This is a genomic window from Acidobacteriota bacterium, assembly GCA_003696075.1.
In the GTDB taxonomy this organism is placed as follows: Bacteria; Acidobacteriota; Polarisedimenticolia; order J045; family J045; genus J045.
Map to the genome: position 1 here is coordinate 1 of RFHH01000126.1, position 10,086 is coordinate 10,086.

Consider the following 10,086-nt stretch of genomic DNA (forward strand, 5'->3'; position numbering starts at 1 on the left):
ACCAGGACCCGAAGACCTGGGGCAACGGCCTGCTCTCGGTGTTCCAGGTGCTGACCTGGATCGAGGACCGGGCCGACAAGGGCGGCCTCGGGTCGACCAACTACCATCTTTTCCGGCACCACATTCTCGATCGGGGCGGCCCGGCGATCACTGCGACCGGCCGGGCGCTCGCGCTGCTCGCCCTCGCGACCAAGGGGCAGACGCGGGCGGTGCGGAAGGCGCTCGCCGGAACGCCGGACGTCGCCGGCTCGGGGGGGATCCCCGCCGTGCACGCCTGGGCCTTCGACCAGGGCGCCGGGACGCCGGCCGACCACCTGCTCGTCAACTTCTCGGGGAGCACGCTCCAGTTCGACACGGCGAGCCTCGGTGTCACCGACGGGACGCCTTACCGCCGCGCGTCGGCGCCGCTCTCGACCGCCACGACCGATCCCGGCGAGACGGAGGGGGCGGTCGCCTCGCCGCTGCCGCTGCCGCCCTACTCGATCACCGTCCTGCGCGGCCGGGAGACCGCGCCCGCGGCGACGCCCGGCGAGGCGACCGGGCTGCGGGTCGTGCGCTTCGACGCCGCGACCGGCCGGATGACGATCGAGTACCAGCCGGGGTGCGGCGCCTACGCCCACACGATCGCGTTCGGCGAGCTGACGCGGGTCAACGTTCGGGACGCCAACTGGTCGGGGCGCGAGTGCGCCATCGGGCGCAGCGGGATGTACGCCTGGGACACCTCTTCCCTGCCGGCCTCGCTGTTCTTCGTCGTCGTCGCGCGCGACGCGGCCGCCGAGGGCTCGTACGGCACGAACTCCGCCGGCGGCGAGCGCCCGCCGGTCTCCGCCCCGACCGCCTGCGATCTCCCGCAGGACCTCTCGCGCCGCTGCGACACCCGTTGACACCCAGAACCACCACCTCGACCACGACGGCTCGTGAATCCCTGGGCGAGGACGCCTCCGTGGCCCACGGGCGGGCCCCCGGGCCTCGCCGATGGACGGGCGGGCCTCCCAGCCGCCTCGGAAGCGCTTCGCTTCGGGACTTCGTGAATCGTCCGGGGCAATGACGTCACGGATCGACGAGCGGACCGCCTTGCAGCATCGGCGGCGATTCCATTCGGGGTTTCCCGGACAGGCCGCGTGCGGGGCGCCGGCTCGACTCGAGAACGGTGAGGAGAACGAGCCGCTTCCGTCTTGCAGCGCTCACACCGATTCGTAGCCCGAGTCGAGCGAAGGGGACGCACCGCGGCCGCATCCCACTCCCGTGCCCGCAACCTCAAACCGGCGCGAGCCTGGCCGTGAAGTGGCGGAGCTGCGGCGGCGCCTCGACGATGCGCAGGCCGCGCATCTCCTCCTTGCGGCGCGCGACCTCGCCCGCGACCTCGACGACGTAGTCGATGTGGCTCTGCGTGTAGACGCGGCGCGGGATCGCCAGGCGCAGCAGCTCGAGCGGAGCGGTCCGCGGTCTCTTCGTCTGCGGGTCCTCTCCGCCGAACATCAGCGTGCCGATCTCGACGCCCCGAACGCCCCCCTCGACATAGAACGCGCAGGCGAGCGCCTGGCCCGGGAACTGCTCCGGCGGGATGTGCGGCAGGAACGCGCCGGCGTCGACGTACACGGCGTGGCCGCCCGGCGGCCGGACGATCGGGAGGCCGGCCTTCAGGAGCCCCTCACCCAGATAACGCGTGCTGGCGAGCCGATACTGGAGGTAGTCCTCGTGGACCACCTCCTCGAGACCGACGGCGATGGCCTCCAGATCCCGACCCGCCATCCCTCCGTAGGTGGGAAAGCCCTCGGTCAGGATGAGCAGCTCTTCTTCCTGCCTCGCAAGGCGGTCGTCGTTGGTGGCGAGGAAACCGCCGATGTTGGCCAGTCCGTCCTTCTTGGCGCTGAAGGTCGCGCCGTCCGCAAAGGAGAACATCTCCCGGGCGATCTCCTCGACGCTCCGCTCCCGCTGCCCCTCCTCGCGGAGCTTGATGAAGTAGGCATTCTCCGCGAAGCGGCAGGCATCGAGGTAGAACGGCACGCCAGCCGCCCGGCACAGCTCGCTCGCGGCCCGGATGTTGGCCAGCGACACCGGCTGACCGCCGCCGGAGTTGTTCGTCACCGTGACGATGACGCACGCCACCTCGCCGGCCTCGCGGCGAAGGAGCTGGTCGAGCCGTTCCAGATCGATGTTGCCCTTGAACGGATGCTCTTCGGCCGGCTTCAGCGCCTCCGGCACCGGAAGGTCGACACAACGGGCGCCGAGATATTCGGCGTTGGCGCGCGTCGTGTCGAAGAGAGTGTTGCTGGCGACGATCCGGTCCTTGACACCGAGGCAGGAGAAGAGGATCCGCTCGGCGGCCCTGCCCTGGTGCGTCGGGATGACGTGCTTGAAGCCGGTGAGGCGGACCACACGATCGCGGAACCGGTACCACGACCGCGCGCCGGCATAGGATTCGTCACCGCGCATCAGGGAGGCCCACTGCTCCGACGACATCGCCCCCGTGCCGGAATCCGTGAGCAGGTCGATGAGGATGTCTTCCGCCGGGATGCGGAAGAGGTTGTAGTCGGCGCGGCGGAGGATCTCCTCGCGCTCCGCGCGGGTCGTCATGCGGATCGGCTCGACGGCCTTGATCCGGAATGGCTCGATGATCGTCTTCATGGCGTGAGCCTCGTCTCGCGACCATCTTGCGAGGGGTGGGAGGCAAGAGGTTACCGGGGGGCAAGCCCGCCGGCTACCCCTCCGGGAAATCCTCGTCCGAGCCGGAAAACCCCTTCCCGGCGCGACGTCCCGACACCGCACCGCCCCGCCCTGCGCCGCGAACGCGATCCCTCCGCCCTTCCGCGCGGCCGATCCGCTGGACGCCACCCGTGGCGGGAGGGCCCCGCCAACGCCGCTCCGGGGACCCGCTGCGGAACGGCGGTTGCCGTCAGACGGCCTCGGCGAGGTAGGCGACGTCTTCCCGGCCGAGCTTGCGATAGCGGAAGCCGCCCCAGATCGCCGCACCGATGGCTCCCGCGTAGATGCTGAGCGGGTGAGTCGCCACCTCTGGGGCCTTCTGCTTCCGCTTTTTGGCCCCCTCCTCGAGGGCGTCCCGGAGCGCTGCGATGAGCCCCTCGTCGCTCGCCAGCCCTCCGCTGACGAAGACCACCCCCTGCACGCCGAGCGCCTGGATCAGGCGAGCCATCCGTCCCGCCATGCTCTCGTGGATCCCGCGAAGGATGTCCGCCGTCGAGATCCCCCGGGAGACCATGTTGATCACATCCGTCTCCGCGAGCACGGCACAGATGGAGCTGACCTTCTCCGGCTTGCGCGCCGAGAGGGACAGCGGGCCGACCTCCGACTGGGACACACCCAGGTAGCGGGCGATGTTCTCGAGGAACTGCCCCGATCCCGAGGCGCACTGGCTGGTCATCTTGTACCCGATCACCCGCCCTCGCTCGTCCATCGCGACGGCCCGGGTGTGGAGGGCTCCCACGTCGAGAACCGCGCGCGCCCGCGGCTCGAGGTAGAGCGCCCCGCGCGCGTGCGTGGTCATACCGTAGAAGTGGCCGGTCGCGAACGGGGTGTCGTGCCCCTCGCCGGTGGTGGCGATGTAGTGGATTTTCTTCTCACCCGAGGCCGCCACCGCCGCGTCGAAGACCTCCCTCGTGACCACCGCCGGATCCCGCTTGCGGATCCGGGCGGACGCCTTGGCAAGAAGTTCCTGCTCGGTCTCGGAGGTCCGCATCACGACCGCCTTGACAGCTCCGCTACCGACGTCGATTCCTGCCGTGATCTCCATCAGTTCGCTACCTCGTGCGCGAAGAGCGCCGCGCCGTAAGCGCCCGTATAGATGCTGTCGGGCGAGACGTTCATCGAGATGTCGCCGTAGTTCTCGTGCACCAGTTCGCGGAGGGCGCGCACCGCCGCCTCGTTCTTTGCCACACCGCCCGTGAACGTGAACTCGTTGAACACCCCGCCGGACCGGGCGAGGAGGCTCATCGCCCGGACCACGATCGCCCGGTGCAGCCCCGCCAGGATGTCCTCCCGACGCTCCCCGAGGGAAAGCCGCTCGCGCAGCTCCGCTCCGGCGAACACGGTGCAAGTCGAATTGATCTTGACGCAGCGGTGGCACTTCGAGGCCAGCGGACCCAGCTCGTGGAGTCCGATGTTCATCTCGTCGGCGATGTAGCCGAGATAGCGCCCGCAGCCGGCGGCGCAGCGGTCGTTCATCTGGAAGCTGGTGACGATCCCGTTCTCGTCGACCTGGATCGCCTTCGTGTCCTGGCCGCCGATATCGAGCACCGTGCGCGTCCCCGGGAACATCGCGTGGGCGCCGAGGCCGTGGCAGAGGATCTCCGACCGGATCTGTTCCTTGGGGAACGGCAGCCGGGCGCGGCCGTAGCCGGTGCCCACCGACGCCGCCTCTTCGAGCTCCACCCTCGCGACCCGGTCGACGGCGCCCGCGATCTCCGGCGGGCGGCCGATCCGCTCGAGAGCGGCGCCGATGTGGTCGCGGAAGCCGAGCTCCAGCGGTTCGTTCTCGACCCGGATGATGCACTTGTCGTACAGCCCCAGGAGCATGTCGAACGTGACCCCGGTGGGATCCGCGATCTCCTCGGCGATGCGGTTGAACGCCGACCCGGCGGCGTCGCGGAAGAAATCGGAGCGCTTGGGCGGATTCGGATCGGCGAACCGCTCCTCCTCCTCCCGCTCGATGCGCTCGAACATCGTGGCGATGGCGTCCTTCAGAGGCCTGCGCAGGCCGTTCTCGTGCGATCGATCGATCTCTTCGTCGATCAGCTCACGCAGGCGCCGGAGCTGGTGCAGGGTTTGCTCCAGCTTGAACGCCCGGCGCAGGCGCTCGAGCATCGCGTCGTCGACCCGGCCCGCCACCTCGCGCCGCAGCAGATTGAACCGGGCGGTGACGTACGCCTCGCTGCGGGCCACGGCAGCGGCCAGATCGTAGTTCGAGCGCGAGTTGGTGATGCCGCGGCCGAGCACGCGGCGCTCCTCGTCCAGGATGACGGCCTTCGTCGTCGTCGACCCGAGGTCGATGCCGATGACACACCTCATGCGCTCACCCCCATCCGGCGGGCGTCGATCATCTGGAAGTAGCTCTCGAGCCGGTTCTTGATGTTCGCGGCCGAGAAGTAGCGCGGATCGACGAGATCGGATTCGATGAACCCGCCGGGGATGCCGGTTCGCCGCTCGATCTCGCGGACCATCATCAACTGGCCCGCCGAGAACGAATTGCACGACTTGACCGAGTTGATGATGAAGCCGTCGGCGTCATAGTCCCGGATGTAACGCTCGATCATCGCGATCCGTCCGGGAAGGTTGATGTTCGTGTAGCAGCCCGCGCAGTACTCGGCGAGCGTTCCCAGCGGGTCGTTCGGATCGTGCCGAAAGCCGAAGTCGTAGACCCCGCCGACCTTGGTGTACGTGGAAGCGACGACGACCGCCCCTTCTTCCGCGAACATGCGCCAGAAGTCGCGGAAGTGGGTCCAATTCGGCGGGCCTTCGACGACGATCCGGTATTTCTGATCGTCGAGCGGACCGTCGGGGGTGATCGGACCCCGCCCCTCGGCGACCCGCTGCTCGACCTCGCGGCGCAACTCCTTGTAGTACTCGACCCCCTCCGGCGTGCCCCGGAAGGCGCTGAAGATCGGCCCGACGTAGTAGACGGCGCCGAAGTAGGCATCGATCGGGCTTGGCTTGTTCTTGGCCGACTGGAGCACCGCGACGAGGTCCTCCTCGGCCTGCGCGCTCAGCGCCAGCATCTCCTTCAGCCGGTCCTCGTCGTATTTCTTTCCGGTCACCTTTTCCAGGGCGGGAATCACCTCGTCGCGGAGCTGCTTGACCATGTACTCCTTGTGCTGCGGCTCGATGGCGCCGTCGCCCTGGTACGGGACCTGGAAAAAGACGGTCGGGCAGTCGTACTCCTCGCGGAGCAGCTCGAACCACTTCATGAAGGTATAGCAGCCGGTGTAGGACAGCAGGAGGAGGTCCGGCTTCGGCAGGCGCGTTCCCGTGGGGCCGATGTTCCCCGACTTGAGCATGCCGATGTCGCACTTGACGTAGGTGCAGACGTCCTCCGAGTGGCCGGATTTCTCCGCCTCGTTGATGAAGTCGCCGCTCCGCTTGCGCATCCCGGACTGGAGCGCATTGATCTCGGGAAGGACGGGAAGCGCCCCGAAGGAACGGATCAGCTCGGTCAGATTGCCCGGGACGAACGTGTAGACCACCGGCTCGCCGGTCTCCGGCGCTTTCTCCAGGCGTTCGAAGTGCCTGGCGATCATCTGCTTCTGGAGGACCATCGACCGATCTTTCTGGACGTCGCTCATGAGGCCTCCCCCCACAGCTTGATGGAATCGGAGAAGGTGCCGGCCTGCTCCCGGAACTGCTGGAACTGGCCGGTGTTCTCGGAGTACTTGAAGGCGATGCACGGGATCCCGGCCGCCTCGGCGCCCTTCCACAGCATCGGCTGGTCGAGGAGCGCGGGGTCGCAGAAGCTGGGTGCGGCGAAGATCACGCCGTCGGCGCGGGCGCGCCTGACGCGCTCCCGGATCAGCTTCCGTTTCCCCTCGGGATCCGGTTCGTACAGAACGGACGTGCGCACCGCGCCCTTGATGAAGGCCTGCGCGAGGGCCCGGATCGGGTCACCGTCGGTCGGCACGTCCTCGACGAGGAAGCGGTTTCCGAGCAGGAGGTCGTCGTCGACGATGTAGCAGCCGGCCCGCTCGATCGTCTTGATCAAGCCGAGGGGCGGCTGCTCGCAGAAGCAGCCGACCATGACGATCCGCGAGTTGTCGCGGGGCCGGCCCGGATCGGACTCGACGGCCCGGAGGTAGGCCTTCGCCTTCTCGACGAAGGTCTCCACCGGAACCACCTCGCCTGCACGCATCAGGAGATACAGCTCCTCGGTCGGCACGTCCCACGGCGCCTCGCGCCGCCGTTCGAACAGCCGGCGGACCCACCGGCGGTGCTCGTTGTAGGCGGCGATCGCCTCCCGGAGCGCCGCCTCGTCCGCGGGCCGGCCGGAGAGCCGGCCGAGGTCGTCCGCGAGACGCCGCAACTCCTGTTCCCAGAACGCGCCACCGGTGCGCTCGTCACGGACCTGCGGCAGGTCGACGTACCGGACGTAGAGGTCCGGGTAGAGCAGCTTCCAGATTCCCGAGAGGTTCCGGATCACGTCGCAGGTGGACGGAAAGAGCACTCCCGACAGGAAGTCGAGCCGCCCCGACTGCGCCAGCTCGATGACCGAGCGAGGCAGGTGGCAGATGTAGGACTGGTAAAATGCGTCGCCGCGGATGATCTCGAGGAGGTCACCGCCGCCGTGGATGCCCACGGGGAGCATTCCGGCGGCGCGGATCAGTTCTCGGGGCACGTAGACCGGCAGGTAGCCCACCGCCTTGCGCCCGGGCTCCTCCTGGAGCCAGGCGCGGACCGACCCGAACTGCAGGTCTTCGTAGAGGGCGAGGGCCCAGTCGACGATCTCCTTTCGGGTCACGGGCGCCTCCGAAACGGCATCCGCCGCAGGAGTTTTCGAACGAACGTTCGATAGAATACACCCCGCCGGCGGGAACGGTCAAGACGGGAGGGCCGCCCGCCGGCGCCCGCCCCGCCCAGGAGGGCCGCGATGAGCTTCGAGCATAAAGGCTTGATCATCGACAAGATCGGCGTCGTCGGCTCCGGCCAGATCGGCCCCGACATCGCCCTGCACTTCACGAAGGTCTTCCACCGGTACCGGGTGCCGGTGGTCGTCATGGACATCGACCCCGCCGCCATCGAGCGCGGGCGGGCGAAAATGAAGCGAAAGATCGCGAAGGGGGTGGACACCGGCGCCTTCACCCCGGAGACGGCCCAGGCGATGCTCGACGGGGTCACGTTCACCACGGACGACGCCGCGCTCGAGGGGGCCAGCCTGGTCGTGGAGGCGGCCACCGAGGATCCCCGCGTGAAGGGGCAGATCTTCAGCCGTCTCGAGGAGATCGCCGCCCCGGACGCCGTCCTCGCCTCGAACTCCTCGCACCTCACACCCGAGGAGATCTTCCAGTCCCTGCGGCGGAAGGAGCGCGCCCTCGTCATTCACTATTTCTTCCCCGCCGAGCGGAACCTGCTCGTGGAGATCGTCCCCGGCCGCGACACCGATCCCGGCTTGACCGAGAAGGTGCTCGCGCTGTACGAGGCGATCGGCAAGGCCCCGATCCGCGTCGGCAGCCGCTACGGCTACGCGATCGACCCGATCTTCGAAGGGCTGTTCCTCGCCGCGGCGCTCCTGGTCGAGGCCGGCGCCGGCACGACGAAGGAGGTCGATGCCGCCGCCTGCCGCGCCCTAGGACTCCGGGTGGGCCCCTTCACCGCGGCCAATCTCACCGGCGGCAACCCGATCACCAACCACGGCCTCGAGCGGATGAACCGCGAGCTCGGGCCCTGGTTCCGCTCCCCGGACATCCTGAAGAAGGCTCTGGCGGATGGAACCGATTGGGAGGTGCCGCAGAGGGGAGAGACGGTGGAACTGCCTCCGGAGAGGGAGCAGCGGATCGCCGACGCCATGCGCGGGGCCTACTTCGGCCTGGTCGGCTCGATCATCGACAGCGGGATCGTGAGCGTGTCCGACCTCGAGATGGCCATCGAACTCGGGCTGGACATGACGCCGCCGTTCACCGCGATGAATCGCATCGGCCCGGAGAAGGCGCTCGAACTCGTCCGGGCCTACGCGAAGGAACATCCCGGCTTCCCGGTGCCGCGGTGCCTCGAGGAGCAGGCGCGCTCGCGCCAGCCCTGGTCGATCGATTACGTCTTCCGGCGCGACGTCGACGGCGTCGCCGTCGTCACGATCCGCCGGCCCAAGGTGCTCAACGCCCTCAACGAGGCGGTCTACGCCCAGCTCGAACGGACCTTCTCCGAGATCGGCCGGGACCCGCAGGTCAAGGCGGCCGTCCTCACCGGATTCGGCGTCAAGGCGTTCGTTTCGGGAGCCGACGTCCACTTCCTCGCGCGGATCGAAACGCCGGAGCAGGCCTTCGAGGCGGCCGAGCGCACGAAGCGGCCCGGCCGCGTGATCGAGACCCTCGGCAAGCCGGTCGTCTGTGCGCTGAACGGCTTCGCGCTCGGGGGCGGAAACGAGCTCGCGATGTGCTGCACGGCGCGGGTGATCCGGAAAGGGCTGAAAATGGCGATCGGCCAGCCGGAGGTCAACCTCGGCATCATTCCCGGCACCGGAGCGACGCAGCGACTGCCGCGGCTGATCGGCATCGAGCATGCGGCCGAGCTCTTGCGCACGGGACGCCCGATCAGCGGCAGGGAGGCGGTCGATCTCGGCCTGGTCCTCGAGGAGGTCGACGGGGACGTGGTGGAGCGCGCCATCGAGCTGGCGCGCGACGCCGCCGAGGGGCGCGTCGAGTTGCCGCGGATCGATCCGGCGCCGATGCAGGTGCCCGAGAAGCTCCCGGACGTCGACCTCGGCCACCTCAGCCGCGCGATCGACGCGATCATGTGCCGGGCGATTCTCGAGGGATGCGCCAAGCCGCTCGAGGAGGGGTTGCGTTTCGAGTCGGCGATGTTCGCCGAGTGCACGCGCACCCGCGACATGCGGATCGGCCTCGAGAACTTCCTCCGGAACGGGCCGCGCTCGAAAGCCGCCTTCGTGCACGAGTAGCAGCGGGCCGGCCGGACTCGCCGGCGGGCCGCCCGGCGCTCCGGGCCCCGGAGCCCGCGGGCGGGGATGGGCGGCCTTCGTCGCCACGCCGGCTCCGGGAGAGGCGAAACGGGGAGCGGGAGCGTCGCCGGGGCCGCCGGGCGCGACGTCCCGTCCGGACCGGGGGCGGGGGTCGCGTCCGGCGCAGCGCGGGCGTCGGGGTTCGTCCCGGACGGCGGAGCCGCGGGCAGGACCGTCCCGGCGCGAAAGGAGGCTCCGTGCACGATTCGCTGAGTTCCGGGCCGGGCGCCCGGGGGCGGCCTTTCGCGCCGATCCCGTTCGATCGGACGGCGTGACGCCCGGCGGAGCGCGGGACGACCGGATCCACCGGAGCCGCACCCTCGATGGTGCGCGATGCCGGTCGACTCGATCGAGCGCCGACACTTCCGCACGACTCCGCGCGCAGCGAGCGTTTCGAGACGAAAACCTTCGAT

The 10,086-nt window shown here is 69.2% G+C and carries 7 protein-coding genes; 2 read left to right on the forward strand and 5 right to left on the reverse strand.

Annotated features, from left to right (window positions below; genetic code table 11):
* A partial coding sequence (locus D6718_08345; protein RMG45134.1) for a hypothetical protein occupies positions 1-884 on the forward strand: 884 nt, incomplete at its 5' end.
* Positions 885-1,257: 373 nt separating this feature from the next.
* Here D6718_08345 and D6718_08350 read toward each other — a convergent pair.
* From D6718_08350 to bcrC, 5 genes are all read right to left on the reverse strand, one after another.
* Positions 1,258-2,628, reverse strand: a complete 1,371-nt coding sequence (locus D6718_08350) for a tryptophanase (protein ID RMG45135.1) — start codon at positions 2,626-2,628, stop codon at positions 1,258-1,260.
* Positions 2,629-2,896: 268 nt separating this feature from the next.
* Positions 2,897-3,751, reverse strand: a complete 855-nt coding sequence (gene bcrD / locus D6718_08355) for a benzoyl-CoA reductase subunit D (protein ID RMG45136.1) — start codon at positions 3,749-3,751, stop codon at positions 2,897-2,899.
* Positions 3,751-5,025, reverse strand: a complete 1,275-nt coding sequence (gene bcrA / locus D6718_08360; GenBank protein RMG45137.1) for a benzoyl-CoA reductase subunit A — start codon at positions 5,023-5,025, stop codon at positions 3,751-3,753. The genes bcrD and bcrA overlap by 1 nt, the downstream gene beginning before the upstream one ends.
* Positions 5,022-6,296: a benzoyl-CoA reductase subunit B gene (bcrB, locus tag D6718_08365; GenBank protein RMG45138.1), complete on the reverse strand. Its 1,275-nt coding sequence runs from the start codon at positions 6,294-6,296 to the stop codon at positions 5,022-5,024. Before bcrB ends, bcrA begins: the two co-directional genes overlap by 4 nt.
* Positions 6,293-7,462 carry a benzoyl-CoA reductase subunit C gene (gene bcrC / locus D6718_08370; protein ID RMG45139.1) on the reverse strand — a complete coding sequence of 390 codons (1,170 nt, stop codon included), beginning with the start codon at positions 7,460-7,462 and terminating at the stop codon, positions 6,293-6,295. Before bcrC ends, bcrB begins: the two co-directional genes overlap by 4 nt.
* Positions 7,463-7,591: 129 nt before the next feature.
* Here bcrC and D6718_08375 point away from each other — a divergent pair, with 129 nt between their 5' ends.
* A complete protein-coding gene (locus tag D6718_08375; protein ID RMG45140.1) occupies positions 7,592-9,613 on the forward strand; it encodes a 3-hydroxyacyl-CoA dehydrogenase/enoyl-CoA hydratase family protein in 2,022 nt (673 codons plus the stop codon).
* Positions 9,614-10,086 lie beyond the last annotated feature (473 nt).

What these genes read in the sequence shown, in the direction of transcription:
- D6718_08350 (RMG45135.1), bottom strand. Translation starts at nt 2,628, where the DNA reads ATGAAGACGATCATCGAGCCATTCCGGATCAAGGCCGTCGAGCCGATC.
- bcrD (RMG45136.1), bottom strand. Translation starts at nt 3,751, where the DNA reads ATGGAGATCACGGCAGGAATCGACGTCGGTAGCGGAGCTGTCAAGGCG.
- bcrA (RMG45137.1), bottom strand. Translation starts at nt 5,025, where the DNA reads ATGAGGTGTGTCATCGGCATCGACCTCGGGTCGACGACGACGAAGGCC.
- bcrB (RMG45138.1), bottom strand. Translation starts at nt 6,296, where the DNA reads ATGAGCGACGTCCAGAAAGATCGGTCGATGGTCCTCCAGAAGCAGATG.
- D6718_08375 (RMG45140.1), top strand. Translation starts at nt 7,592, where the DNA reads ATGAGCTTCGAGCATAAAGGCTTGATCATCGACAAGATCGGCGTCGTC.